Annotated in this window: 24 protein-coding genes; 20 read left to right on the top strand and 4 right to left on the bottom strand. The window is 42.7% G+C overall.

Features of this window, described 5'->3' with window-relative positions:
* Both F6K51_RS10165 and F6K51_RS10160 read right to left on the bottom strand, forming a co-directional pair.
* Nucleotides 1–759, bottom strand: a 759-nt coding sequence (locus tag F6K51_RS10165; RefSeq protein WP_293020028.1) for a Photosystem Q(B) protein 1, incomplete at its 3' end; no start/stop codon positions are given.
* A gap of 384 nt (nucleotides 760–1143) precedes the next feature.
* Nucleotides 1144–1485, bottom strand: coding sequence for a histidine triad nucleotide-binding protein (locus F6K51_RS10160; protein ID WP_075902343.1), 342 nt, complete (start codon nucleotides 1483–1485; stop codon nucleotides 1144–1146).
* Between the two features lie 285 nt (nucleotides 1486–1770).
* On the opposite strand from F6K51_RS10160, the gene F6K51_RS10155 reads away from it, so the two are divergent.
* A complete protein-coding gene (locus F6K51_RS10155; protein ID WP_293020025.1) occupies nucleotides 1771–2121 on the top strand; it encodes a hypothetical protein in 351 nt (116 codons plus the stop codon).
* On the opposite strand, the gene F6K51_RS10150 is transcribed toward F6K51_RS10155, so the two are convergent.
* The gene (locus F6K51_RS10150; protein ID WP_293020023.1) at nucleotides 2118–2255 is read right to left on the bottom strand and encodes a hypothetical protein; all 138 of its coding nucleotides are present in this window, start codon (nucleotides 2253–2255) and stop codon (nucleotides 2118–2120) included. The two genes, F6K51_RS10155 and F6K51_RS10150, sit on opposite strands and share 4 nt — an antisense overlap.
* Nucleotides 2256–2838: 583 nt before the next feature.
* Between F6K51_RS10150 and F6K51_RS10145 the strand changes: the two genes are divergently transcribed.
* From F6K51_RS10145 to F6K51_RS10080, 14 genes are all read left to right on the top strand, one after another.
* Entirely contained in the window at nucleotides 2839–3834 is a 996-nt protein-coding gene (locus tag F6K51_RS10145) for a sugar transferase (RefSeq protein ID WP_293020036.1), read from the top strand.
* A gap of 96 nt (nucleotides 3835–3930) precedes the next feature.
* Entirely contained in the window at nucleotides 3931–5076 is a 1146-nt protein-coding gene (locus F6K51_RS10140) for a glycosyltransferase (RefSeq protein WP_293020021.1), read from the top strand.
* A gap of 570 nt (nucleotides 5077–5646) precedes the next feature.
* On the top strand, nucleotides 5647–7908 hold the full coding sequence (locus F6K51_RS10135; RefSeq protein ID WP_293020019.1) for a polysaccharide biosynthesis tyrosine autokinase: 2262 nt from the start codon (nucleotides 5647–5649) through the stop codon (nucleotides 7906–7908).
* A 141-nt stretch (nucleotides 7909–8049) separates the two neighbouring features.
* Nucleotides 8050–8847 carry a heterocyst development glycosyltransferase HepC gene (gene hepC / locus F6K51_RS10130; protein ID WP_293020017.1) on the top strand — a complete coding sequence of 266 codons (798 nt, stop codon included), beginning with the start codon at nucleotides 8050–8052 and terminating at the stop codon, nucleotides 8845–8847.
* A gap of 202 nt (nucleotides 8848–9049) precedes the next feature.
* The gene (gene gmd / locus F6K51_RS10125) at nucleotides 9050–10123 is read left to right on the top strand and encodes a GDP-mannose 4,6-dehydratase (protein ID WP_293020016.1); all 1074 of its coding nucleotides are present in this window, start codon (nucleotides 9050–9052) and stop codon (nucleotides 10121–10123) included.
* A 319-nt stretch (nucleotides 10124–10442) separates the two neighbouring features.
* A complete protein-coding gene (locus F6K51_RS10120) occupies nucleotides 10443–10703 on the top strand; it encodes a GDP-mannose 4,6-dehydratase (RefSeq protein WP_293020034.1) in 261 nt (86 codons plus the stop codon).
* Between the two features lie 51 nt (nucleotides 10704–10754).
* A complete protein-coding gene (gene hepA / locus F6K51_RS10115; protein ID WP_293020015.1) occupies nucleotides 10755–12626 on the top strand; it encodes a heterocyst formation ABC transporter subunit HepA in 1872 nt (623 codons plus the stop codon).
* 81 nt (nucleotides 12627–12707) lie between these two features.
* On the top strand, nucleotides 12708–13622 hold the full coding sequence (locus tag F6K51_RS10110; RefSeq protein WP_293020014.1) for an alpha-1,2-fucosyltransferase: 915 nt from the start codon (nucleotides 12708–12710) through the stop codon (nucleotides 13620–13622).
* Nucleotides 13623–13661: 39 nt separating this feature from the next.
* Nucleotides 13662–14690 carry a glycosyltransferase family 2 protein gene (locus F6K51_RS10105; protein WP_293020013.1) on the top strand — a complete coding sequence of 343 codons (1029 nt, stop codon included), beginning with the start codon at nucleotides 13662–13664 and terminating at the stop codon, nucleotides 14688–14690.
* A gap of 17 nt (nucleotides 14691–14707) precedes the next feature.
* On the top strand, nucleotides 14708–15814 hold the full coding sequence (locus F6K51_RS10100) for a polysaccharide pyruvyl transferase family protein (protein WP_293020012.1): 1107 nt from the start codon (nucleotides 14708–14710) through the stop codon (nucleotides 15812–15814).
* Between the two features lie 135 nt (nucleotides 15815–15949).
* A complete protein-coding gene (locus F6K51_RS10095; protein WP_293020011.1) occupies nucleotides 15950–16873 on the top strand; it encodes a beta-1,6-N-acetylglucosaminyltransferase in 924 nt (307 codons plus the stop codon).
* 270 nt (nucleotides 16874–17143) lie between these two features.
* Nucleotides 17144–18265: a glycosyltransferase family 4 protein gene (locus F6K51_RS10090; RefSeq protein ID WP_293020010.1), complete on the top strand. Its 1122-nt coding sequence runs from the start codon at nucleotides 17144–17146 to the stop codon at nucleotides 18263–18265.
* Between the two features lie 435 nt (nucleotides 18266–18700).
* The gene (locus F6K51_RS10085) at nucleotides 18701–19726 is read left to right on the top strand and encodes a glycosyltransferase family 2 protein (protein ID WP_293020009.1); all 1026 of its coding nucleotides are present in this window, start codon (nucleotides 18701–18703) and stop codon (nucleotides 19724–19726) included.
* A gap of 443 nt (nucleotides 19727–20169) precedes the next feature.
* Nucleotides 20170–21102: a glycosyltransferase family 2 protein gene (locus F6K51_RS10080; RefSeq protein ID WP_293020007.1), complete on the top strand. Its 933-nt coding sequence runs from the start codon at nucleotides 20170–20172 to the stop codon at nucleotides 21100–21102.
* A 189-nt stretch (nucleotides 21103–21291) separates the two neighbouring features.
* Here F6K51_RS10080 and F6K51_RS10075 read toward each other — a convergent pair whose 3' ends face one another.
* Nucleotides 21292–21465: a hypothetical protein gene (locus F6K51_RS10075; RefSeq protein WP_293020006.1), complete on the bottom strand. Its 174-nt coding sequence runs from the start codon at nucleotides 21463–21465 to the stop codon at nucleotides 21292–21294.
* A 53-nt stretch (nucleotides 21466–21518) separates the two neighbouring features.
* Here F6K51_RS10075 and F6K51_RS10070 point away from each other — a divergent pair, with 53 nt between their 5' ends.
* The 5 genes from F6K51_RS10070 to F6K51_RS10050 all read left to right on the top strand — a co-directional run bounded on the left by F6K51_RS10070 (nucleotide 21519) and on the right by F6K51_RS10050 (nucleotide 26808).
* A complete protein-coding gene (locus tag F6K51_RS10070; RefSeq protein WP_293020004.1) occupies nucleotides 21519–23063 on the top strand; it encodes an O-antigen ligase domain-containing protein in 1545 nt (514 codons plus the stop codon).
* 62 nt (nucleotides 23064–23125) lie between these two features.
* Complete coding sequence (locus F6K51_RS10065; RefSeq protein ID WP_293020002.1) at nucleotides 23126–24205, top strand: glycosyltransferase; 1080 nt, start codon at nucleotides 23126–23128, stop codon at nucleotides 24203–24205.
* Between the two features lie 28 nt (nucleotides 24206–24233).
* Entirely contained in the window at nucleotides 24234–24395 is a 162-nt protein-coding gene (locus F6K51_RS10060; RefSeq protein WP_293020000.1) for a hypothetical protein, read from the top strand.
* On the top strand, nucleotides 24352–24573 hold the full coding sequence (locus F6K51_RS10055) for a hypothetical protein (RefSeq protein ID WP_293019998.1): 222 nt from the start codon (nucleotides 24352–24354) through the stop codon (nucleotides 24571–24573). The genes F6K51_RS10060 and F6K51_RS10055 overlap by 44 nt, the downstream gene beginning before the upstream one ends.
* Before the next feature lie 42 nt (nucleotides 24574–24615).
* Nucleotides 24616–26808 (top strand): hypothetical protein, encoded by a 2193-nt coding sequence (locus F6K51_RS10050; protein WP_293019996.1) that lies wholly within the window; start codon nucleotides 24616–24618, stop codon nucleotides 26806–26808.
* The last annotated feature ends 34 nt before the right edge of the window (nucleotides 26809–26842 follow it).

The following is a 26842-nucleotide window of genomic DNA, read 5'->3' as shown; positions in this document are numbered from 1 at the left end:
GTAGCCGTGAGCTGCAACGATGTTGTAAGTTTCTTCCTCTTGACCGAACTTGTAACCATAGTTCTGAGACTCAGTTTCAGTAGTCTCACGTACTAAGGAGGAGGTTACCAAAGAACCGTGCATTGCAGAGAACAAGGAACCACCGAATACACCAGCTACACCTAGCATGTGGAAGGGGTGCATTAGGATGTTGTGCTCAGCTTGGAACACGAACATGAAGTTGAAGGTTCCGCTGATACCTAGAGGCATACCATCGGAGAAAGAACCTTGTCCGATTGGGTAGATTAGGAACACGGCGCTAGCAGCTGCAACAGGTGCGCTGTAAGCTACGCAGATCCAAGGACGCATACCTAAGCGGTAGCTTAGTTCCCACTCACGACCCATGTAGGCAAATACACCAATCAGGAAGTGGAACACTACTAGCTGGTAAGGACCACCGTTGTAGAGCCACTCATCTAGGGAAGCAGCTTCCCAGATTGGGTAGAAGTGTAAGCCAATGGCGTTAGAAGAAGGAACAACAGCACCAGAGATGATGTTGTTTCCGTACATCAAGGAACCAGCAACGGGCTCGCGGATACCATCGATGTCCACAGGAGGAGCAGCGATGAAAGCAATGATGAAGCAGGTGGTAGCAGCTAGCAGGGTTGGGATCATTAAGACACCGAACCAGCCTACATAGAGGCGGTTGTTGGTGGAGGTGACCCAATTGCAGAACTGAGACCACACAGAGGTGTTGCTCTGCTGTAATACAGTAGTCATGTTCTTATGATTGCGGGTATGAATATGAACTTTTCGAGGTTCGTCCGGCTTGTGTGCGCCTTCATGTATTTATATTAAGCAATATATTTAGTTTTGTAAAGGGGTTTGAGAGTAATTTACCCTCAGCTTATTAAATAATGTAAATAAGTAAGACTTATATTACGTAAGTATTGACAAATAAATATGAATGTGATATAGGAAGAATAGGTAAACCAAAATAGCGATCGCATACAAGATAGCGATCGCATAAAACTAGAGGCCCTCCATCGAACGCCTATATATATAGAGCCTGAAATATAGAGCCTGAGCCTGGTTCTTTCCGTAACTCCTAACTTAGAAACCTACTTACGACTAAGCACTCAACACTGAGCATTAAAAAAAACCTCAGCCAGGAGGCCACTTCATTTGGCGTTGACCCAAAATGTGCAAATGCAGGTGATCAACCGTTTGACCACCATCAGCACCATTATTAATCACCAGTCGATAGCCATTGGTCAAACCGGCTTGCTCAGCAACTTGCTTAGCAGTTAAGAGCAGGTGTCCCATCAGGGCTTGATCTTCAGACTGAGCTGCTGCCAGTTGAGGAATGGGCTTCTTGGGAATTACCAGAATATGAACTGGTGCCTGAGGGTTAATATCCTTGAAGGCAAGGGCTAAATCGTCTTCATAAACAATATCCGCTGGAATTTCTCGGCGGATAATCTTGCTAAAGATGGTTTCGCTCATAGCAGCTGCCAATACTATGTTTACTAGATCAGATGCAATTGTGACACAAAATGTCAGTTAGCTATAGCATTTTTATTTGAGTTGTGAACATAGTCGCGCTTGGGTATTGGCAATAGGCAATAGGCATGCTAGCAAGAGGGAAGAAAGTAGATCGGGATTTTTGGTAGCGATGCAGCGCGGTCTTGGGGGTTTCCCCCATTAGCGACTGCATCAAGACAATGGAAAGAACTTTCATTCTTGTGAGACCATAATGCCCGCGTTATAGTTCACAAAATAGTTATAATTGTGCAACCACTATCATCTGAAACGATTTCCTCATATCTATTGGATATAGGGCTGTGTACTCCTTTGGAAGTGCTTCAACCCTCCATCGCTGCTCTAACCCAAGCCTATCTTACCGCTTTTCCCGGGATTGAGTCGGCTCGTCCCAACTGGCTTAAACGAGTAGTTCAGTTTACCGGTTTGGCACTGATTCACCAAATTCAGGCAATGATTTACTATCAGAAATCCTTCGACAATACTGGAATCTGTATGCTCCAGGTTGCCAAAAGTCTACTCTGCCGACCACAACAATCTGTGCCAACAGTTTTTGGGATCTCAGAATCAGAACTGATATCAAATCCGGTAATCCCCTAGAAAGGGTGCATCTCAGTTTTGCAATTAGGCAAAAATTCCGGCGAAAATTCCCACACTTCCCGCGCCCCCGCCCCGCGCCCCCGCCCCACACTTCCCACACTTCCCACACTTCCCACACTTCCCACACTTCCCATCTTTTTTACAAATATGAGATGCACCCGGTATATTTACCGTCTTCAAGAAAAATTCATCAAAAATTTTTAGCTCTGTCAGGATTTTATGAAAAACTCGTGAAAGTTGTATTAGTCATTCATCCGGGATTACACAGAACACTAATTGACCAACGTCACTGCTCATAAATGAGTAATACTAAATGGTTACTTATATGGTAACGAGATAAAATTATAAATGGGTAATTTGTATCCATTTTTTGTTTACCACAGGTTAATTTAAGACGATTTTAAATATACCTATTACTCCGTAAAAATTTAATTGAGGGCTAAACTAGGCTTTTCTATACTAGGCACCCTTAACCAAGGCATTAGGAATCAATAATTAAAACCTAAAACCTTACTATAACCCTCAAACCAAAATTCAAAGAGTAATAAAAATTCTGACATTGCCTGAATCAAGGGCAGAGGATCCGTAGGTCTATGTACGGTAAAAACCTAGGGTGTTCATAGGATTGCGAAACTTTATACACAATTCCTACATAGTTAAAATATACTCTCTAAAAAATGACGATTTAATCGACATTATAATTCCTATTATATCATGATGCAGTCAAGGTTAAAGACTTCTTCCCAGGCAGGGTTTATCAATGAAGCTGCTGTAGTCCAGTTACCGATCCGCCTGAGCAGACTCGAAGCAATAGAATTTAAAGAAACCTGTGATCAGCTTCTCCAAAAACCTTATTGTCCTAAGCTTATCATTGCTGACTTGAGTCAGACAGGGTTTATCGATAGTAGCGGAATTGGTGCCTTAGTCAGGAATCACAAAATCACTCAGGAAAACGGGGTCTCACTAATACTAAGGGGTATAACTCCTCCAGTTATGGCTGTGTTGGTCATGACTGGGCTAGACAAAAAATTAATTCTAGACCCCTCATATAACCTGACAACAATAGCTGTCAATTGGTCAAAGGCTCAGTTACCCACAACTCACCCATCTACAAGCTCTTGGAGTAAGCGATGCTTAGACATAGTGGGGGGAATAGTAGGTTTAGGAATTACTGCCATATTATTTATTCCCATTGCGATCGCGATTAAACTCGACAGTCCTGGCCCAATCTTCTTTAGTCAAATTCGCTGTGGTTGGATGGGTAAAAGATTTCGGATCTGGAAATTCCGCTCGATGTATACTGATGCTGAAGCCCAGAAAGATAGCGTTCAAAATCAAGCTAAGGATGCCAAGATATTCAAAAACGAAAATGACCCTAGAATCACCAGGGTGGGTCGGTTTTTGCGGAAAACTAGTTTGGATGAACTACCTCAGTTCTGGAATGTCATTAAAGGTGAAATGAGTTTGGTAGGTACTAGACCACCGGTACCTAAGGAAGTGGAAATCTATGAGGTTCCCGAGTGGCAACGGTTGAATGTTAAACCGGGAATGACTGGAGAGTGGCAGGTGCATGGGCGATCGCAAGTTCGGGATTTTGCAGATATAATTAAACTGGATTTACGCTACCAAAGAAACTGGAGCTTAATGTATGACCTTAAGCTCATTATCAAAACAATTTTTATCTTGTTGTCGAAAAATAATGGAGCCGTTTAGGCTCAAAAATATCTTGGTAAAATTCCGGATACAAATTAAATATAATGGTAAATAGATTAGAGTATTCTCTAGCAATAGGTTTTCTATTAAACAAGCATGAAAGTTGCCCTAGTTCATGATTATCTAACGCAAAAGGGTGGAGCAGAACGGGTATTTGAACTGCTTTGTAAGCGCTTCCCTAGTGCTGATGTGTTCACATCCTTGTATGATGCCCAGAACACCATTGACCTAGGTGAGCGCCTAGTGCATACCACCGGACTTCAGAACATTCCAGGGTCAACGAAATACTTCAGACTCTTGGCTCCGTTTTACTATCCAGCTTTTCGAGCCTTGGATTTAGAAAATTACGATTTGATTATCAGTAGTTGTTCAAGCTTCGCAAAGGCGGTCAAGAAAAAATTAGGAGCCAAGCATGTTTGCTTTTGCCACAATGTCACCCGTTTTTTGTGGGATACGCAAACTTACCTCAAGGAGTATGGAGAATATAGAGCGTTTTCTCCTGTAATTGATAAAGTCTTCCAATTGATCAGAAAAGTAGACCTGGACTATGCCCAGGAGCCGGACATTTACATTGCTAACTCGACCACTGTCGCTCGGCGTATCCAGAATATCTATGGTAAGCCAGCCATGACGGTCAACTATCCAATTAATAGCCATAAATTTGTGTTTTCCGACCAAAAGGAAGACTTTTACCTAGTATCATCTCGTTTACTGGGTTACAAGCGTATCGATCTGATTATCGAGGCGTTTAATTGGCTAGGCTGGCCCTTATTAGTATCTGGTGATGGTCCAGAGCGAGAGCGTCTAGAATCTAAAGCTTTGGACAATATTCGATTCTTGGGATACGTCAGCGATAAACAGCGTTGTCATTTGATGGCAAAAGCTCGTGGGGTGATCGTGGCGGCTTTAGAAGATTACGGTTTAGTGCCAATCGAAGCCAACGCCAGTGGTACCCCAGTAATTGCCTACGGTGCAGGTGGTGTTTTGGATACTCAGATACCAGGGACGACAGGGGTGTTTTTTCAACGGCAAACACCGGAAGCACTCCAAGCTGCACTACTTGAGGCTAGGGAAATTCCCTGGAATTATGCCAAAATCCGAGACCATGCCCTGAGTCATTTCACTGAAGACGTTTTCTTTAACAAAGTTGGGCAAATTATTGATAAAACCGTCAGCGGGCAGCCTGTTAATTTGAGCTATTCCTTTCCCCATTCAACCAAGGTTCCCACTTTAGCTACGTGACAGGATAGTGGCTGGACTGATTTTAGATTTTAGATTTTGGATTTTGGATTTTTTCGTTGATTTCTTTGGATTTATACTGGTCGATACTCCAAAATCATCAGATCCAATCTGGTGGACTAATCAATATAGTCCTGCTCGGGTGACTGCTGATGGGTAATAGATAATATCATGTCCGGTTGACTACTTCTTTTTATACCCTTTCTCTAAAAGGGATGCAACCTATGATTGTCGGTTCATTGGTAATGGGTAATGGGTAATGGGTAATCAGGCTCCAAGTCCTAATTTACCATTCCCAAAAGGTCGGTAAAATTTGTTGCAGGTATCCTGGATAATTTTACTGACCAGAAATTAGTCATATTTCAATGGCAATTTTTCAAGGGTTAATGGTTAATTTAAAATTAACTATTTTGAAAAAAATGATAAAACCCTAGGGAATATTAACAACGTGATTAACCGGATTTTATCTCAACCGATTACTAATCATCCCGGGACTAGTTTAGACTTGATTCACTCGACTTGATGTCAATTTAACATCCAATCCAAACTTGTCAATCATTAATCTAAAATCCCATGAAGGAACTTGATTTAAACGGAGCAGCTGAAACAGATGCAGGGTATGGCCAACTGTTGGCAGTTTTGTGGCGCAGACGCTTGTGGATTATAAGTGTACTGTTGACAAGCTTGCCGATTGCCTTCTATCTCACTCTGAAGAAAGAGCCGACTTATATCAGCTCTCTACAGCTGTTGGTGGAGCCTAATTATATAGATAAAACACGAGGAATCGAGAGTCAGTTTACTGAGTCCACTGTTGATATCGATTATGCTACTCAGTTACAGCTGATGCGTAGTTCTGAATTGATTCAACGAGCAGTGGATTTGCTTCGTGATGACTACCCAGATATCACAGTCGGTGATATTAGAGGCTCCTTAAGATTAGCTCAAGTACTGCAGGGTAAAACCGAAACTAAGGTATTTCAAGCGGTCTACACCAGCAATGACCGGATTAAAACTCAAAAAGTACTGCAAGCTATTCAAAAGGTTTATCAAGATTACAACCTAGAGCAGCAGGAAATGCGGTTGAATAAAGGTCTTGCTTTTATCAATCAGCAGTTGCCAACAGCTCGTAATAATCTTGAGCAAGCTGAGCAACGGCTAGAGCAGTTTCGCAAGAGCAAAAACCTGATTGATCCCTCACAACAAGCTCTAGCTGTCAGTCAAACTCTGAATGGGATTGAACAGGAGCGCCGAGCCATCCGCGCTCAGTACATGGAAACTCAAACTCGCTACCAGGCTGTTCAGCAAAAACTGGCTCGTTCACCGCAAAATGCCTTGACATCGTCCCGCTTGAGTCAATCTGGGCGCTATCAAAATTTGCTCAATGAAATCCAAAGAATAGAACTGGCTTTGGTGGAGCAAAGTCGGATTTATACTGAAGCTCATCCTAGTATTCAAAAATTAATTGAACAGCGTCAGAGTGTGTTTGCGCTCTTGCAGGAAGAGACTAGACGGGTTTTAGGGCAAGTTCCGACTCAACTGGTTACCACTGGAAGTAACCTCCTGACAGAAGGACAGCTCGGTGGTGTTGATATCAATCTGGTCAACGAACTGATCACCTCGCAAATTAATCTAGTGAGTCTACAAACTCGTGATCAAGCCCTGGCCAAAACAGAGGAGGAAATCCGTATCCAACTCAGGGAATTTCCAGCCCTGATTGCTCAGTACAATCGTCTACAACCGCAAGTAGCCATTCAACAAAATACTCTGCAGCAGCTACTACAAGCACGGCAGGAGTTAAGCATCGAATTGGCTCGGGGGGGATTTAACTGGCAAGTTGTAGAAGCACCTTTACCGGGCTCGAAGACCGGTCCTAATATGACCCAAGACCTATTATTGGGTGCAGTGGTTGGGTTATTTCTCGGTGGTGTGGCTGCCTTTGTGCGGGAAGCCATGGATGATGGAATTCATACCTCTGATGATCTGAAAAATCAAGTGGCTCTACCCTTGCTAGGTATGATTCCAGAATTGCCAGAGGGTAAAATCAGTAAACCTGTTCTGAATCTTAGCTTGAGCCAGTCCGAGAAAGCACTTCCGATGATGGAACTGTTGGGATGGCGACCATTTCAGGAAGCACTGGACATGATTTATGTGAATATCCAGTTGCTCAATTCTGGTTCTGAGTGGAAATCCCTGATGGTTACGTCAGCGCTGTCTGGTGAGGGCAAGTCAACTCTGGCGTTGGGTTTAGCCTTGAGTGCTGCTCGTTTACATCGACGAGTACTGCTAATTGATGTAGATATGCGCCGTCCGAGGTTGCACCAACAACTTGGCCTCTCCAATCAGGAAGGACTTTCTACTTTATTGGAAGATGATACTGCTACACCCAGCCCAGTTAGTATCTCACCTTTGGGGTCAACCATTGATGTTTTGACTGCTGGACCAACCCCAATTGACCCAGTTAAGCTGTTGGGTTCTAAACGGATGAAGAACTTAATGGCAGAGTTTCAGCAGACCTATGATCTGGTGTTGCTGGATACTCCCCCAGTGTTAGGTATGGTGGATGCACTCCAAGCAGCATCTTTGTGCCAAGGTGTGCTGATGGTAGGACGCCTAGAGCGAGTTACTCAATCTCAACTCACCCAGGCTACTGCTATACTCAGGAATTTAAACCTGATTGGAATCATTGCTAACGGGGTCAAGAGTTCTAATCAGAACTACGCTTACTATGGTTCGCGAAACAGCCATGGTGCTATTGAACCAAAGCAGCCTGTATCTGATCTTCCAGTGTCTCCACAACTAGAGCGTCAGTTAAGCAATCATGTCAAGTCTCGTTGAATTTTTTGGTTAATTGCTAATTGAAACTTGCTCATTAACAAGTTTCAAGTTTCAATTAACGAACACCTGAGAATGATACGTATTAAACCTGAGACTATCTAACCTTTGACTTTTGATTTTCGTGAAATGGAGTAACTATTGATGACGACTTCCAGAATCATACTAACAACCTCCAAAATCTCAATCCTAGATATCGATGATGAGCCAGAAGCACTCAGTTCTTTGCCTCCCTGCAAGCTCAAGTGGCGACAGAAACAGTTGTGGGTACTCCCTATCAAAAAAAATGAACAGCATTATTTACCTCCATTGCAAAGTCAGTCCTGGTTAAGTAATTGCTTGCAACGCTCGTCGGTAGGGCTGGTTTGTATCGACCCCAATCTGGGTGAAACAGGGTTAAAAGTTTGGACCAATGCCTGTGAGCAAGCGAAGAAGAAAGCTGTTCTAAGGGTACCGTTCAACTCAGAATTGTCTAGTAGGGAAAAACTATTCCGATCTCGACTAAGGCGGGTGATGGATTCGAGTTTAGCTGCTCTATTGCTACTGATTCTGAGTCCAGTGCTCCTGGGATTGATGTTGCTGATAGCGATTTTTTCACCAGGACCAGTCTTTTCTCGGCAATTGCTGGCTGGAGAACGGGGTAAGCTGTTCCAAGTGATTAAATTTCGCACTGAAGCTATACACAAAGGCAAAGTCACGTCTAAGATGACACATTTTGGAAAGTGGCTGCGTCAATATTGTCTGGATGGACTACCGCAGTTAGTGAATGTACTAAGGGGTGAGATGAGTTTAGTCGGACCACGTCCTTGGAAACTGGATGAGGTGATTCGGATGACCCAGGAGGAGCGGCGACAGCTGAGGTTGTTGCCAGGAATGATCAGGCTTCACCAAGAAGATATGCGATCGCATGTGTTCGATTCTCAAAGTACTCCAGTGCTGTAATAGCAATCCCTGTAGGAATTGTGAGAATTTTTGATGCCATATTCCCTACTCCCTACTCCCTACTCCCTACTCCCTACTCCCTGTAAAGTTAATAACTTCCTAACTTATTAAGTTATTAATTGCAATTTTCAATTTTGATTTGCCTTTGTGTTCATCCCGTACATTAGCAAACTAATTACTCTAATCAGAGTCGTGAGGAATCGTGACAGACATTAAACGAGCATTAATCACTGGCATTACCGGTCAAGATGGGTCTTATCTAGCGGAACTGCTGCTGGAAAAAGGGTACGAAGTCCATGGCATTATCCGACGCACCTCTACCTTCAACACAGATCGTATCGACCACATCTACCAAGACCCCCACAATCCCCAGACACGGTTATTTCTCCATTACGGAGACCTCACTGATGGCTTGACACTACAACGCATTCTAGAAGACGTGCAGCCGATAGAGGTGTACAACCTCGGAGCTCAGTCCCATGTGCGGGTCAGCTTTGATTCACCAGAATACACCGTCGATGCCACAGGTATGGGAACCCTGCGTTTGTTGGAAGCGGTACGGCACTATCAACAGCGGATTGGCTCTCAGGTACGCTTTTACCAGGCTGGCTCTTCTGAAATGTTTGGGCTAGTGCAGGCTGTCCCTCAGTCTGAAACTACACCGTTTTATCCCCGTAGCCCTTATGCCTGTGCAAAAGTTTACGCCCACTGGCAAACGATTAACTATCGCGAATCCTATGGGCTATTCGCCTGTAATGGTATTTTGTTTAACCACGAAAGTCCCCGGCGCGGCGAAACCTTTGTCACTCGCAAAATTACCCGTGCTTTGGCGCGCATTGTAGCTGGTCAGCAGAAGAAACTTTACCTGGGCAATCTCGATGCCAGACGGGACTGGGGCTATGCCAAGGATTATGTTCGCGCTATGTGGCTAATGCTGCAACAAGACGAACCCGATGACTATGTTGTTGCTACCGGTCAAACTCAATCAATTCGGGAGTTTCTCGATATTGCCTTTGGCTTAGTGAATTTGGATTGGCAGCAATACGTTGAAATCGATCCACGGTACTTTCGACCTGCTGAAGTAGACCTGTTGTTAGGTGATGCCACCAAGGCTAATACCATACTAGGTTGGCAACCTTCAGTGAGCTTTAAACAACTGGTTGAAATCATGGTTAATGCTGACCTTCAGGCACTAGGTATCATGCCTGTCACCTCTTGTACTCAATCCGCTGATACTGCTTTTATTCGTCAGGTTGTTACCACTGGTAATCCCTAGTAATGATATGGTCTAATCCCATTTTTAGTAATGGATTAGAGAGATAGTTAGTCGCCCTTTGGGTAATGGGTAACGGGTAATGGTTAACGGGTAATTGGGAATTGGTAATTGAGAAAAAGACTATTGCTGCTTTGAAACACTACGAGGAGAGCGCAATTCCCCATTATCCATTACCTATTAACAGACTAGTATAAGACGTTGTTGATGGATTAGCGTTGCATAAAATAAGCGATTATCCGTAGGATACGCTACGCGAACGCACTGTCTTAGAAGCAGGAATTACGCACCAAGAGCCTTAAAACCTGGTTTCTCGCTATAAATCAAAGCTCCAGAGAATTATGTGATTGCTTCCGGAGTGAATCACTCCGTTCGTGAATTAGTAGATTGTGCTTGTAGTAACGTTGGTCTTGATTATCAAGATTTTGTGGAAGTTGATCAGAGGTTTTATCGTCCAACCGAAACAGTGCCCCTTTGTGGGGATAGCTGGAAAATTCGGGATGAGCTGAATTGGAAGAGTAAAAATAAATTTCCTGATATTGTCGCGGAAATGGTGGAGAGTGATCTTAGTTTTTTTAGCTAAACTTGTTTAAGTTAAGCATACCCCCCATCAAAATAGGTCTAAATAAAACCAGTGAGTATTCTATATAGAATTGCTGAAATAAAGCTTATTGATTCTGTAATCAGATTTACAAAATCAACTAAATTGTGGCAAGACAACCACTTCATATTAAGGGAATTTAAATTCCTTAAACAAGCTGCTTTTTTTGCTATTGTTTTAACGATACTTGCTTCACTATTTGAAGGATTTGGATTAGGGTTTATCCTAAATTTTTTACAAAATCTAACCGACCCTAATGCTACCCCAATTCAGACAGGTATTAACTGGTTCGATATATCGGTACTTGGAGTAAATAGACCGTTCAATGATAGAATTTACCGGATATCTGCTCTAATTCTGATCACAACCTGGTTCCGTTCAGCCTTTATGTTTGGTGGACGCAGGTACAGCATGATAACTCAGATGAATTTGTTAGATAGGCTGCGCAAGAAGCTATTTGAGCAACTTCAACGGCTGAGTTTGGGTTACTTTTCTCATAGTCGTTCTGGAGCGCTAGTTTACAGTCTAACTACCGAACTAGAAAAAATTAATCAAGCTTTTGATGTGACAGCTTTTATGTTGACTAGAGTTTCTCTTCTAGTTGTCTATGTCACATCAATGTTCTTGCTTTCTTGGCAACTTTCCATTGCCTCATTAATGCTCTTTAGCCTGATGAGTGTTGGTCTTTCTAACTTGGTTAAAAGGGTGCGAGAGACAAGTTTTGATGTTTCAAAGGCAGGCAGTAACTTTACATCAGTTGCTGTAGAGTTTATCAATGGCATTCGCACAGTTAAGGCATTTGCAAGTCAAGAATTTGAGCGTAGACGATTCTATAACGCTAGCGAAAACGTTGCAAACATCACTATCAAATCTGCATCATTTGGGTATGCCATAGAACCGATTGGGGAAAGCTTAGCCACCACAATTCTGATCGGCATGATTATTGTAGCATTTACCATCTTCGTTCCTAATGGACAGATGCAGGCAGCTTCATTACTCACCTTCTTGTTTGTTTTGTTTCGTCTGATCCCGATTATACGTCTGATTAATAATGCCAGAGGGCGTCTTGGGGAATTCACCGGACCAATGAATAACATTAAAGAGCTGCTGAGAACTGACAACAAACCATACTTGCAGAATGGTAACGTGCAATTTTCAGGATTGCAGCGAGCCATTGAGTTTGCTTCGGTGGATTTTGGTTACGATCCCTCTAACCTAGTACTGCACGATATTACCTTAACTATCAACAAAGGAGAGACAACAGCCCTGGTCGGTGCTTCTGGTTCAGGTAAAACAACCCTTGCTGACTTAATTCCCCGATTTTATGACCCAACCGCAGGTAAAATTATCATTGATGGCACTGACTTACAAGAGTTTGACATCAACTCTGTGCGTCGTAAACTAGCTATTGTTAGTCAGGATACATTTATTTTCAACACCTCTGTTCGCAATAACATTGCTTATGGTTCAGAACAGGCAGATGACCTGGCAATTCGAGAAGCCGCAAAACTTGCCAATGCATTAGACTTCATCCTAGATTTGCCTGAAGGTTTTGACACGCAACTGGGTGATCGGGGAGTTCGATTATCTGGAGGTCAACGTCAACGGCTGGCAATTGCTCGTGCTTTACTGCGAGCACCAGAGATTCTGATCTTAGATGAGGCAACTAGTGCCTTAGATTCTGTGTCTGAGCGCCTGATTCAGGAGTCCTTAGAAAAACTTGCTGTAGGACGGACAGTAATTACCATTGCCCATCGCTTATCGACCATTGCCAAAGCTGATAAGGTAGTCGTTCTCGAACAGGGGCGAATTGTGGAGCAAGGAAAGTATCAAGAGTTACTCGAAAAGCGCGGTAAACTTTGGAAATATCACAAGATGCAGCATGAAGTTGGTCAAACAAATTAAGACTAGCTAGTAGCAATTATCAATGTCCAACTCTAGTAGTAACTATCATTGATTGCTTGTCAATATTATCGGAGTATTAACATGTTCGTAATTGTTAGAAAAACAGGTCAATTAGGCAATAGAATGATGCTATTTGCCAACTTTATGGCTTTTGCATTGGAATACAACTTCAAAGTCATAAATCCTGCCTTTGATGAATATGCAGTTTTTTTTGAGGGAACCCATAACGATTTTTTTTGTCGATACCCTGCCCAAAAATCAGTTCTTAAAGGCAATAGTCTTAAACTGAAAAGAAATTTTCATAGATTCGTTTACCATTCAACCCGCTTATTGGTTAAAGATTATACAGATTTGAAGTTCTCCAATATAAATATTTTAAGAGATACTGGAGTACACAAAGCTGTAATTTTTAATGATAAACTTGCCAAGTTTTTTAGTGAAAAAAACTTAGTATTTATTCATGGATATTGGTTTAGAAATTCTGTACTCTTTTTGAAGTATGCAGAAACAATAAGGAAGTTTTTTACGCCAATACAGCAACATACTCAAACGATAAACCAACTCGTAAGTAACCTAAAAAAATCCTGTGACATTCTGGTTGGGGTTCACATTAGACAGGGGGATTATAAAAAATTGCTAGGAGCAAAATATCTCTATACTACTGATGAATATGTCAGTTTGATGAAAAAAACAGAAGCTCTTTTCAATGGAAAAAAAGTCAAATTTTTAATATGTTCAAATGTGCCCCAGGACAGAGAGAAATTCTCAAAATTAGATTTCGCTTTTGCCAACAACCACATTGTAGAAGATATGTACTCACTTGCTCAGTGTGACTATATCATAGGTCCCCCAAGTACCTATAACATGTGGGCTGCTTTTTATGGACGGGTACCTTTGTACTGGATTGAAGATCCCAATGCTGACATATCCTTAGACAGTTTTCAAATTTATGATGTGCCACTAGATGTCGCTCCTCCAATTTCATTTGCACAGTAATTAATTCCTTATTACAACCAGAGGCAAGATAACAAGGATATGTCAAACCATCAAGAAGCGCAAGAGCCGCTAGTCAGTGTTATCATCCCCACCTATAACCGCTTGATATACCTCAAGCAAGCAGTTGAAAGCGTACTCCAGCAGACCTACAAAAATCTTGAAATTATCGTTTCTGACGATTGTAGCCCTGAGAATCCGCAAGCTATGATTGAGTCCTTTCAAGATGCTCGGATCCGATTCCGTCGGAACTCAAAGAATCTAGGAAATGGTCCCAATGTTGCTGGCGCATTTAAACAAGCTCAGGGAAAATATGTAGCAAGTCTCAATGACGATGACCTGTGGAATCCAGACTTTTTAGAAAAGCTAGTTCCTCCCCTAGAAGCGAATCCAAATGTAGTTGTAGCTTTTTGCGACCATTATATTATCGACGCAGATGGCGTAATTAATTATGCAACTACTGAAGAACATACCCGGCTTTGGAAGCGTGACCAACTTAAAGCAAAGGTATACCAGCCGTTCTGTACTATCGGACTAGTAGACCAAGCAGTGTCTCCTGCATCCTCTGCTTTGATTCGCAGGGACAAGGTTAATTGGGATGAACTGTTGTCAGTGGGGGTCTATTGGGATTACTACCTAACCTATCTAGCTTGCCGCAGTGGTGATGGCGCGTACTACTATCCAGAAAGACTGACTCGATACCGCGTGCATGAGTTATCTGAAACCCATATCAGTGGGAGTGGAAACGCCAAGGCTCAGATCCGCAAAGGCAAATCCGGTATTTTTTGCTACGAACACTTTTTAGCAGATGCTCAATTACAAAAGCATCGGAGTTACTTTACCCAGAAATTAGCACAAGCGAACACAACTCTGGGTATTGGACTGATACGGGATGGACGGTTAGCAGAAGCACGCCCCTATCTTTTTCGTGCCTTGAGTCAAAATTTCAGTCTGCGAACTGTAGCAGCTCTCATGCTCACCGTTATACCTCAACAATTAGCAAATCCTTTCGAGATATCTTCCAGAGGGGAAATTATCCAACAGACAAAAGTACATTCAAAATTACATTAATAATTTCAGTAATTACCATGACTATTTCAACACCAGAAAACGTAAAAGAAGTTCTTCATAACTCTCTAGGACAGTTAGACAAATTTGAAGAATGTATACTGCTAGACAATCCTGATCATTACAATATTGGCGACCACCTGATTTGGTTAGGCTCTGTACTCTTTTTGACAGATACCTTAAAAACGAAAATCAAGTATGCCACTGGTATTAACGGTTTCTCTGATGCCAGCCTAAAAAAAATTGATCAATGCCCCATAATCTTTAATGGAGGAGGCGCATTAGGTGATCTATATGAAGGTTTTCAAAATTTTAGAGAATCGATCATAGAAAACTATCGAGATCGACCAATTATTATTTTTCCTCAGACTATTTATTTTAAAAATCCCGAAAACCTCAAAAAAGCAGCAAAAGTTTTTAACTCCCATCCTAACCTAACCCTATTTACCCGAGATCAAGTCAGCTATGAAATTGCTCTTAAAAATTTCTGGAATTGTCGGGTGATTAAAGCCCCTGATATGGCATTTCAAATGGCTGGTCTATCTACTGACTCTATCCAGCCTGCTCAAGACAATTCTAGTCTTTATCTTTCCCGAAAGGATCAAGAACTTAAGGCCACTAGTAACCTGAGTCTTTCTTCTAAGATACAAAATCTCGTATTAGAAGACTGGGTTTCAGATAGATGGACTCTAAGAACTACTAAGCAACTCTCTAAAGGTTGGTATTGGCGTATCCCAGGATTGGTCAGAATAATTCGGGAAGTTTATGAGCGAGGATTAGCAACTCCTAAAGAATGGTTATCCCGACAAAACTGGAAGTATTTTCATACTAATACTGCGAAATTTAAAACAACCCATAACTCCCAAATTAATCTAGCATCTTGGGGCCTGATGCACAGCGGCATCTATCAATTCAAAAGGCATCGTTTAATTATCACTAATCGTTTGCATGGTCATATCCTTAGTACTCTTTTAGAGATTCCTCATATCTTTCTTCCTAACTCTTATTACAAGAATGAAGCATTTTACGAAGCATGGACTTCACAAATTCCCTTCGCCCGGTTTATAAAAGAACGCTCAGAACTTGAAGTAGCTGTAGAAGAAATGTTAGAGTCCTATCCTTTATAAATAGGACTTAAGTAATAGATAGTACTTAAGTAGTAGGGGGCGTTAATAACACATTCCACAGGTATAGTTACTGGGTAAGGCTTGATAGATAAAACGCGAATAAAATTCGCTAATATTTAAACCTAAGAGTCAATCATGACTAAAATTGTTTACCTAATTGCTTCTCATAGCAATCCAGACCAAATTGTCAGACTAGTCAAGAAACTTAAGACTGGTAACCCTGAGTCCCAGGTCTTAATTCACCATGATCAATCTAAGTCGAGCCTTAGCCCAACTTCTTTTGAGCATATCAACAATGTTCACATCCTGGAAGACTATGTTCCAGTTGAGTGGGCAGATTTTTCTATGGTGGAAATGGAACTTCGCTGCATCAACTGGTTAATAGATAATTCTGTGACATTTGACTGGTTAATCTTCCTCTCTGGTCAAGACTATCCCCTTCAGCCAATCAGCCAAATCGAGCAGTTCTTGCAGAACACCGAATATGACGGATTTATGGAATATTTTCCGGTACAAGAACCACCAGAAACAGCTTGGCAGTGGGGCAAAGATTTGGGCATAGAGCGCTATTTTTTTCGCTACTATAAGCTGCCAGCTAGTCTAAAGACTATAGTATATAAACTATATCGTGTTGTCAATTGGCAGCCCCTAGTCCGGATCAGGGCTGGTAAGTTTGGTGCCAGAATAGCAATCCGTTGCGTTTCAACACCTTTCACTCCAGAGTTTCAGTGCTACGCGGGTTCTCAGTGGCACACACTTTCCTATCGCTGTATTCAATATATCCATCAATTTGTTCAGCGTAACCCAGCATTTGTAGAACACTATCGAAACACACTCGTACCAGATGAGTCTTTCATCCAGAGCATCCTGCTCAACCAGTCGATGCTAAAAATAGTCAATGATAACAAACGTTATATCTCTTGGACTCCTCCCTATCCAGCCATAATGGGTGTCCAAGATTTTGAGTCAATGATTACCTCTGGTAAGCACTTTGCCCGCAAGTTCGATGACAAAGTAGATGCCAAAGTTCTCGATATGCTTGACAAACATCTTGGGTAAGATGGGAAGAATAGGGAAGAATCTACCTATAGTCATTCTGATTTCTCTAAGGTTTACAGCAAGTTTCGCCCCCCTAGCCCCCCAATTCTGGGGGTAAATTGAGTTAAAGTCCCCCAGAATTGGGGGATTTAGGGGGCTTGCAGCTGTCGTTAGTGAGGTCAATTCATCTGAAAACGGCTGTAAATTAGGATTACTAGATCAGGTAGTTAAAGACTTCTGCGAAGGATGCACTAGTCAGAGTTTTCGATAATTTTAACAGGATAGCTACTTATGAAACTCTGTATCGTTACCCACAAAGTCATGAAAAATGATGGCCAAGGTCGAGTCAACTATGAAGTCGCCAAAGAAGCCATTCGTCGCGGTCATCACGTCACCTTATTAGCCAGTAATGTCGCCCCAGAACTCCAGCAGAGTAATCAGGTAAACTGGATTTTGATTCCAGTTAAAAGGTGGCCAACAGCACTAATTCGTCATCTGGTCTTTTCCTGGCGGAGTGGCAATTGGTTAAATCAACACCGTAGTGAGCTCAACTTAGTAAAGGTTAACGGGTCCATTACCAGAGCTGGCTCAGATGTGAATGCTGTACATTTTGTCCACAGTTCTTGGTTGCGATCGCCTGCCCATACCTCTCGGCTACGTCGGGATTTGTATGGTCTTTACCAGCGGCTAGTTACAACCTTGAATGCCCATTGGGAAAAAAAATCCTTCCGTCAGGCAAAAGTAGTAGTCGCAGTTTCCGGAAAGGTCAAGAAAGAATTAGTAGACATTGGTGTACCCCCTGAATCCATTCGGGTGATTGTGAATGGTGTTGACTTACAAGAATTTTATCCCGGTGTGGCTGACCGCAAACAATTGGGTCTTCCCGAGGGAGTGCCTTTAGCATTTTTTGCTGGAGACATCCGAACACCTCGGAAGAACTTGGATACAATTTTGCACGCCTTAGTCCAAGTGCCTGAGTTACACCTAGCTGTTGCTGGCATCACAGAAGGTAGTCCCTATCCTCAGCTAGCCGCAACCCTAAATGTGAGCGAACGGGTACATTTTCTCGGGTACCGACGTGACCTCCCTGAGATTATGCGGGCGGTGGATTTATTTGTTTTCCCATCCCGCTATGAAGCTTGCACACTAGTGCTCCTAGAAGCAATGGCTTCTGGCTTGCCAGTGATTACAGCAAGCACAGCCGGGGGGGCTGAATTAGTTACCCCAGCCTGCGGAGTGGTCTTGTCTGACCCCAACGATACCCAGGCTTTGGCAAAGGAGTTAAGTCTTCTGGCTACTAATCCTGAAAAAAGGAAACAGATGAGCCAAGCTGCACCAAAGATAGCCGCCCAATACAGTTGGGAAAAGATGGCACAAAGCTATGTGGATTTATGTGAAGAACTGATCAGGTAGTCTAAATTTAATGTTTCGCAAAGGGAGCAGGGACTTCGGAGCAGGGGGGAGGGAATATGGCATCAAAAATTATCAGAATTCCTAAACGGATCCCTATTGTAATTGATTGGTTTTTGTTGAATGTTGACTGTTGACTGTCAACGGCTAACAGTAGTACAGACTATGGTCGATAAGTGGTCTTTAAGCAATTATTTTATGCTCTGGCAATATAAAAAGGTGATAGTATAATATTTGTCTGGTAAATCAGGACTATTGAAACAATTTGTTAATTTTTTTTTAGTCAATAAATAACCCTATAGAGCCTTTTTGGGAAAATGACCGGATAGCTATTTGTTGCTGTTGAATAAAAAAATAGCACTTTTGACGAAGGAAAATTAAACAGTTCTTACGGTTATTTGATTGTAATATAATTTTCGTATAAAGGAACTACTCCTGATGCAGGACATGAAACCAGTTGCTATTTGCATTCCTACCTATAATCAAGCCCAGTACTTATGGGAGTCAGTGGGTAGCGCTTGCCGTCAAACCTATCCTAATGTGGAAGTTTGGGTGTCAGACGACGCTAGCACTGATGAAACCCCTGAGGTTATGGCACAACTATGCCAGCAGTTTCCTCAAGTACGGTACTATCGACAGCCTAAAAACCTAGGTATGGCGGCTAACAACAATTGGGTTTTGAAACAGCCAAACACTGAATTTATTGTTCGTTTGGATTCAGATGATGCCCTGTTACCCAACTATGTAGAAACGTTACTACCCCTGCTAGAGAACCATCCAGAGGCGGGTTATGCCCATAGTGCTGTGCAAGAAATTGATGAACGCAGTCACAATCGAGCTGTGCGACGTATTGCAAGACAGCACGAGTTTCAGAGCGCAGACGAATCACTACTAGCCGCAGTTTTTGGGGTAAAAGTAGCTGCCAATATCGCTATGTTTCGGGCTGAAGCGTTGCCAGCAGTTAGGTTTTATGAAGATAGTCCCGATTTTGTACAGGACTATAACATGTGGGTCAGAATGGCAGATGCGGGTTATGGAAACGTTTATGCCAATGAGATATTAGCCTGTTATCGCGTTTGGACTGATGCTAAAAATCTACGTCCTAAGCGCAAAAATATTGAATTAAAAGGATGTATTCGGGTTTTTGAAGACAGTATCTTTCCTGCTTTTAAGCGACGGGGTTGGGATACAAAGGTGATTGAGCAGCAGCGTCGTAAACTGGCCTTAAGACACACAGCATACTGTTATCGTCCACTCTTCAATGAGGTAGAACGCACCGAGCTGATTGCTTTATTGAAAGAGTTAGGAGATTCACCAGCTTTGCGATTTCGCATGTTCTTATCGAAATTGGGCTTTCGTCCTGTCTTTGAATGGACAATTTATATGGAATTACAGTTGAAAGGTATGGTAAAAGGTTGGTTAAGTACTCTACAGAGTTATTTACGGTCTCAAACAGCAGGATAGTAATCTGTTTAGAATGTAGAATGAAGAATTGAGAATTGAGAATTGAGAATTGAGAATGAAGAATTAAAAATTAAGAATTTAGAATTTAGAATTTAGAATTCTGCATTCTGCCTTCACCATTCTGCCTTCACCATTCTGCCTTCACCATTCTGCCTTCACCATTCTGCCTTCACCATTCTGCCTTCACCATTCACCATTCTTCATTCTTCATTCTTCATTCTTCATTCTTCATTCTGCATTCTTCATTCTTCATTCTTCATTCTTCATTCACCATTCTGCATTCACCATTCTGCATTCTGACAAACAACCTTTAAGCGTCTAACCTACCCTACGGGAACGCCAAAGGCGAACAACCGTCTAACCTTGGCCTATTGGCCACGCTTCGCGAACAACCTTCAACCAAATAACCTTCAACTTTCCAACCTAACTCAACCGTAGAAGAAATGAGAATCACTGTTATAGTCCCCACCTATCGCCGTCCAAAAGACCTAGAACGGTGTTTAAAGGCCCTGGAGAAGCAAACTCGACCAGCGGATGAGGTCTTGGTGATTGTACGGGATACTGATGCTGAAACTTGGGAGTTTCTTGAAGCATTCAACCCTGAGGTTTTACCCATGCGTCCTGTGAAATTAAGTATTCCGGGGCAAGTGGCCGCTCTCAACGCAGGTCTTGATGCAGCACAGGGAGATATTATTGCCATTACCGATGATGATGCTGCTCCCCGTAGCAATTGGTTAGCTTATATTGAAACTCACTTTCTGTCCGATCACCGGATCGGGGGTGTCGGTGGACGGGATTGGGTACATCTGGGTAACTACCTGGAAAATGGTGCTAAAGAACGAGTAGGTCGAGTGCAATGGTATGGAAGGGTGATTGGTAATCATCACCTGGGGGTAGGTTTACCTCGCGAGGTGGATATCCTTAAGGGAGCTAACATGAGCTATCGACGAACTGCTATATCGGGCTTGCGCTTTGATCAGCGTCTGCGAGGGACGGGAGCTCAAGTCCATAATGATCTGGGGTTTAGTCTAGCCCTAAGAAAAGCGGGTTGGAAGCTGATTTATGACCCAGGGGTAGCAGTAGACCACTATCCAGCACAGCGTTTTGATGAGGATCAGCGAGGCATAGTTTTTAGCGATACTGCCCTAATTAATGCGGCACATAATGAAACTATAGTTTTGTTAGATTACTTCCCTGTTCTACAACGGATTATATTTATAGTTTGGTCAACATTGGTCGGAACGCGAGTTCAACCGGGTTTCCTACAATGTTTGCGGTCTTTCCCCAAGGAAGGACTTTTAGCAGGACAAAAGTGGCTTGCTTCTTTGCGTGGACGTTGGCAGGGTTGGTTGAGCTGGAAAAATTGCTTAGGCTAGCAAAAGGGACTGTGGAAGGTTATTTGGTTGAAGGTTGTTCGCGAAGCGTGGCCAATAGGCCAAGGTTATTTGGTTGAAGGTTGTTCGCGAAGCGTGGCCAATAGGCCAAGGTTATTTGGTTGTTCGCCTTTGGCGTTCCCGTAGGGTAGGTTATTTGGTTGTTCGCCTTTGGCGTTCCCGTAGGGTAGGTTATTTGGTTGACTGTTGACTAAATGTGGAAAGGGAATAGCAGATCTCGGAATACGAAATATTGAAAACTGCTGTATATCTAAATATTATGTCACGATAATTATCCTTAATCAAAATCTTCTCCATCTCCCCATCTCCCCATCTCCCCATCTCCCCATCTCCCCATCTCCCCACACTCCCATTAATTATAGGTATTAAACCGGACTTGATATAATCCCTAACACCTAATGACAAAAGGAATTCCGATCAAACTAGAACCAGCCCCTGCTTGGACAGCCATCCTGTTATTTGTTGTGATTACAATACTGGGCATTATTGCTGGTGCTGGCACCATCATGCGTATTTTATTGCCTGTGGTAGGGTTTGCGGTAGGTCTTTTTCTGTATCGACGGTATCCTGTCCTCTACTTAGGTTTTATGTGGTGGCTATGGTTTCTAATGCCGTTGGTTCGTCGTTTAATTGACTATCGCAGTAACTGGGTTAATCCGAGTCCAGTATTGCTAGTAGCGCCTGTGGTGACATGGATTACTGTGGATACCTTTCTAAAATACCTTCCTAGAGCCTATAAACAGGGGGGTTTGCCTTTTATTTTGGGATTCACCAGTATTTTGTATGGCTTTATCATTGGTCTGATTAAAAGCACTCCTATTTTCGCTATTCGAGCACTGATAGACTGGTTCACCCCGATTCTTTTAGGTTTCTACTTATTTATAAATTGGCGAGATTATCCTCGCTATCGCCAAAACATTCAGCGCACATTCCTCTGGGGTGTATTGGTGATGGGAGTCTATGGCTTAGTGCAATATGTGATCGCACCGGAGTGGGATCGATTTTGGCTGATCAACGCCAGAATGTTCTCGATGGGGAATCCCGAACCGTTTGGTATTCGTTTGTGGAGCACGATGAATTCCACTGGACCGTTTGCCGCAACCATGATGGTGGGTTTGCTGTTGTTATTTAATAATAACAGTCCTTTACGTATTCCTGCTTCCATAGCTGGTTACTTGTCTTTTCTACTAACGTTGTCACGGACGATGTGGGCGAGCTGGTTCTTTGGACTGGCTTCCCTAACCAGTTCACTCAAACCCAAAATCCAGATGCGCATCATTATTTCTATCCTGGTGATGGGAATTTGTATCGTGCCGTTAACCACGATTGAGCCATTCTCGGAGGTAATTGGTAGTCGTTTGGCAACATTTTCTGACCTTGGAAATGATCACAGCGCGGAAGTTAGACAACAGATCTATGAAGAGAGTCTTGGCAAAGCTCTTTCTATGGTTCTAGGTAATGGGATTGGAAATACATTCACTATCACTGAACAAGGGGAACTCCGAAGCCTTGTGATTGACAGTGGCATTTTAGATATGTTTTTTACACTAGGCTGGTTTGGCACTCTCCCCTATGTGTCTGGATTGCTCCTGCTGGTATATAGTGTGTTCCAATATCCTGAGATTCGCCGTGATTCCTTTATGAGTGCTGCTCGTGCTATTGGTTTGAGTAATTTAATCGGGCTACCGATTGGTAGCGCCATGCTTGGTGTCGGGGGATGTTATATTTGGGGATTTTTGGGTCTAACTATGGCAGCACATAAGTATCACCAGCATCAAAATAAGCTTTCTTCGGACATGGAAAGTATTGCTGAAGTGAACACTACTAAAGAAAAGATTTATGAAAATTTTCTGATCAATGGCACTGACAGAAGAATAACAGAAGTAGGAGATGGAAAGGAACAGCGGAAGGAACACCCGGATGTTTCAACTACCAATTCCTAACTAACTTATAAACTAACTTATAGGTCAAATATGGCGGTGCTTTGCTTTTTGGGAGAGGTTTGATGCGTATACTCCATATCTTAAACCATATTAAAGAAACTGGTAATGGTATTGTCAATGTAGCGATTGACGTTGCCTGTGAGCAAGCGAAAGCGGGTCATGAGGTTGCTATTGCCTCTGCTGGCGGCGGATATGAAACATTGCTAAGCCGTTATGGCGTCAGTCACTTTGAACTTGATCAGACCCGAAAACCGTTGCATCTGCTCAAGGCTGCTGGGCGTTATCGAGGGATAATCGCAGAATTTCAGCCAGATATTGTCCATGGACACATGATGACGGGAGTAGTCCTAGCTTGGTTCCTACGGGGTTCAGCAAAATATAAGCTAGTATCCCATATTCACAATGTTTACCAACGTAGCTCAGTAGTGATGGGATTAGCTGAACGGGTGATTTCTGTGAGTGATGCGGTAGCAACGTCGATGTCTAAGCGGGGTATTCCCATGGGGAAAATGCCTGTGATCAAGAATCGCACTTTAGGTAGTCCCCGATTACCGGCTTTAGATACCTGCACTCCTAAAGCTTTGGAACATCCGGCTATTGTCACGGTAGCTGGCATGAACCGACGTAAGGGAATTACTGAGTTAATTAGCGCTTTTGAGCAGGTCGCTAAGAGTTCTCCTAAGGCACATTTGTACTTAGTGGGAGATGGTCCCGACCGTCAAATGTTTGAAACTCAAGCTGCGGCATCGTCAGTTGCTGATCGTATCCACTTTGAGGGTTTTCAAAAAAATCCTCAAGCTTACATGATGGCAGCGGATGTTTTTGTCCTGGCTTCACACCGTGAGTCTTTCCCTCTGGTTTTGATGGAAGCACGACAGGTGGGTTGCCCGATTGTTGCTACTAGGGTGGATGGTGTTCCCGAAGCACTAGATTACGGTAAGGCAGGAGTGCTAGTTCCTCCGAAAAATGCGATCGCACTGGCAGATCAGATCGAGATGCTTCTGGCTAGTCCATCTGAACAGGATAGATTAAGACGTGCAGCACAGCAAAACATTGAGGAACTAACCGTCACCACTATGGTGGAGAAGATTACTACTGTTTATCATCAGCTTCTGAGATCAAGTCCGGTTGAATACCCATAATCAAAGTGTGGGGCTCGGGCAGGGGGAGATGGGGAGATGGGGAGATGGGGAGATTTTTATTAAGGGTAATTATGCGGACATCATATTACAGTCTTCAACCTTGGCCTATTGGCCACGCTTCGCGAACAACCTTCAACCGTCTAACCTTGGCCTATTGGCCACGCTTCGCGAACAACCTTCAACCGTCTAACCTTGGCCTATTGGCCACGCTTCGCGAACAACCTTCAACCTTCAACCTTCAACCATCTAACCTTGGCCTATTGGCCACGCTTCGCGAACAACCTTCAACCTTCAACCTTGGCCTATTGGCCACGCTTCGCGAACAACCTTCAACCTTCAACCATCCAACCTTCAACCTTCACCCTTGAGTCTTCAGTCTTTTAAATAGTTTCGAGTTCAGGGAAAAAACTATGTCAAGACCTATCCCCGAATGGCAATATGCTGCGATTGTTCCTGTGATCGCTGTTTTGGTAATTATTGCCCATTCTGTGATTAGCAACAATGACACTATAACTGCTGAATCCAACCCAAGCCAACGGTTAACTTACACTACCTCTTGGATCGGTAATACCTATGGTCCTGGAGGTGAGCTTCCCGGCAAGGGAAAACATGTCCAGCTATCGATTTTAGGGATGGCTGTAAGTCCCGATGGTACGGTTTATGCTAATGCTCCCTGGGATGAAGCTGGTAGAGAAGGGGGGGTTTATAAAAATGGTGATGTTCTTGGTCAACTCGATGCTACCCATGGCTGGGGACGATCGGGGGGAACTGCGATCGCAGTCAATGATAACTATATTTACATGGCGATGACACAAAAGGGTCGCTATGGCGTAGGATATCCCAATTCTGATGATAAATGGTATTGTGTTCGTCGCTATAACAGAAGTAATTATAAAGGAGCAAAGTTTAAGGGGGGTAATGGCTATGATAAGAGTATGTTGATTATCAATACCAATCAAGGTTTGATTCGGGGAATTGCAGCAGATAATAGTCGCTTATATGTTAGTGATACTCCTAACAATAAAATCAAAGTTTATGATGCCCAGACCATGAAACCGGTTAAAAAATGGTCAGTGAATCAACCGGGTAAGTTAGCATTAGATAAAACTGGATCATTGTGGGTTATCCAGAACAAGACCAATAAGATACTTAAGTTAAATATAGAAACGGGCAAAGTTCAAGGTAAAATTGAGTCGGTTCGCATCCCTACAGCTATTGTTGTGGATAATCAAAATCGCCTATTAGTAGGAGATGGTGGACCTGATAACCAGATTAAAATCTTTAAAAATCTAGACAGCAGTGGAAATCCAACTCCTGATGGAACCTTTGGTGTCAAAGGGGGAATATACAGCGGAAGTCCTCAGGAAATTGGAAAAATTAGACCCTTACATTTTAATTCCATTACCGGGATTGGAGTCGATCAGGATAATAATATTTATGTCGCCAGTGATCCCAGTCGAATTTACGCTTGGCAAGCCGGTGGATTAACCGTGGATAGCTACAAACTGGATGGCACTCTCAATTGGAAATTGCAAGGTCTCTTATTTATTGACATTCCTGATATTGATCCAGCGGATGAAACTGTTGTTCATACGAAAAATCAACAGTTTAAACTAGATTACAGTAAATCATCAGGTCAAGAATGGACTCATGTCGCCCATACCGTTAATCCCTTTAAATATCCTAATGATAAGCGAATTAATAAGACTATCAAGCATAATGCTGGTGCTATGATTCGCCGGGTTAAGGGTCGGAAGCTTATGTTTACTAATAGTATGTATACCGAGTCAGCTGGTATCCATGTTTATCGGTTTAATCCGGACACTGATGGGGAAGTTGCTATTCCCACTGCCTCATTTTGGGGAAGTCAATTGGATTATCGGTATTGGCAAGATAAAAACGGTAATGGACAAGAGGAACAGGCTGAAAAAGGTGAATATAATCAAGGACAAAACTATCGGGGTTGGGGATTTTGGCCTGATGATGACGGTAATATCTGGATAGGTACATCAAGAAACGGGATTAAAAAACTATCCCTTAAACGGTTTGATGCCTACGGCAGCCCGATTTACGATATTAACAATCAACAATCCTTTGAAATGCCAAAGGAATTTCAAATTATTCAACGACTTGAGTATCATCCGAAAACCGATACCATGTACATTGCTGGATATTCCCCGACGTTTGATAAAAGGGGTGATTGGGGATTGATTGGTAACAGAGCTGTCAAATATATCAATTGGAGTAAAGCGCCACAAAAAGCCGGTGAAGTAGTCATCGCTTACAATCAAAAATCCGAAGGAGTAAGACCAGATTTACCGAAAAGTATGGCGGTTTCGGGAGACTATTTATTTGTCGGCTATGTCGATAATAGTTTTGAAAAAGATCCGAATCGATACCCTAAAGTGCGAGTTTATGATTTTCGCACAGGTCAAGAGATTGGCAAAATAAACCCCGGCCCAGAAGTCAAATCAACCACAGGTTGGCTGGATGTCCCGATGGCCTTAAGAGTAGTGCGAAGAAAAAATGGAGAATACTTGCTATTTGCTGAAGAGGATTTTTACGCTAAAGCTTTAATGTACCGGATAAAGATAGACCCCTAAGCTAAGCTGTTGTGCATTTAAATTTTGAATGGGA

Origin of the sequence: Moorena sp. SIO3I8 (assembly GCF_010692325.1) — a bacterium.
Lineage (GTDB): Bacteria > Cyanobacteriota > Cyanobacteriia > Cyanobacteriales > Coleofasciculaceae > Moorena.
The sequence above is the reverse complement of the archived record's forward strand: the minus strand, read 5'-3'. Positions and strand labels throughout refer to the sequence as shown.

Excerpts from the sequence above, each read along its gene's own strand:
- F6K51_RS10160 (WP_075902343.1), bottom strand. The coding sequence starts at position 1,485 with ATGAGCGAAACCATCTTTAGCAAGATTATCCGCCGAGAAATTCCAGCG.
- F6K51_RS10150 (WP_293020023.1), bottom strand. The coding sequence starts at position 2,255 with ATGGGAAGTGTGGGAAGTGTGGGAAGTGTGGGAAGTGTGGGAAGTGTG.
- F6K51_RS10145 (WP_293020036.1), top strand. The coding sequence starts at position 2,839 with ATGCAGTCAAGGTTAAAGACTTCTTCCCAGGCAGGGTTTATCAATGAA.
- F6K51_RS10140 (WP_293020021.1), top strand. The coding sequence starts at position 3,931 with ATGAAAGTTGCCCTAGTTCATGATTATCTAACGCAAAAGGGTGGAGCA.
- F6K51_RS10135 (WP_293020019.1), top strand. The coding sequence starts at position 5,647 with ATGAAGGAACTTGATTTAAACGGAGCAGCTGAAACAGATGCAGGGTAT.
- hepC (WP_293020017.1), top strand. The coding sequence starts at position 8,050 with ATGACGACTTCCAGAATCATACTAACAACCTCCAAAATCTCAATCCTA.
- F6K51_RS10110 (WP_293020014.1), top strand. The coding sequence starts at position 12,708 with ATGTTCGTAATTGTTAGAAAAACAGGTCAATTAGGCAATAGAATGATG.
- F6K51_RS10105 (WP_293020013.1), top strand. The coding sequence starts at position 13,662 with ATGTCAAACCATCAAGAAGCGCAAGAGCCGCTAGTCAGTGTTATCATC.
- F6K51_RS10100 (WP_293020012.1), top strand. The coding sequence starts at position 14,708 with ATGACTATTTCAACACCAGAAAACGTAAAAGAAGTTCTTCATAACTCT.
- F6K51_RS10095 (WP_293020011.1), top strand. The coding sequence starts at position 15,950 with ATGACTAAAATTGTTTACCTAATTGCTTCTCATAGCAATCCAGACCAA.
- F6K51_RS10090 (WP_293020010.1), top strand. The coding sequence starts at position 17,144 with ATGAAACTCTGTATCGTTACCCACAAAGTCATGAAAAATGATGGCCAA.
- F6K51_RS10085 (WP_293020009.1), top strand. The coding sequence starts at position 18,701 with ATGCAGGACATGAAACCAGTTGCTATTTGCATTCCTACCTATAATCAA.
- F6K51_RS10080 (WP_293020007.1), top strand. The coding sequence starts at position 20,170 with ATGAGAATCACTGTTATAGTCCCCACCTATCGCCGTCCAAAAGACCTA.
- F6K51_RS10070 (WP_293020004.1), top strand. The coding sequence starts at position 21,519 with ATGACAAAAGGAATTCCGATCAAACTAGAACCAGCCCCTGCTTGGACA.
- F6K51_RS10065 (WP_293020002.1), top strand. The coding sequence starts at position 23,126 with ATGCGTATACTCCATATCTTAAACCATATTAAAGAAACTGGTAATGGT.
- F6K51_RS10060 (WP_293020000.1), top strand. The coding sequence starts at position 24,234 with ATGGGGAGATGGGGAGATGGGGAGATTTTTATTAAGGGTAATTATGCG.
- F6K51_RS10050 (WP_293019996.1), top strand. The coding sequence starts at position 24,616 with ATGTCAAGACCTATCCCCGAATGGCAATATGCTGCGATTGTTCCTGTG.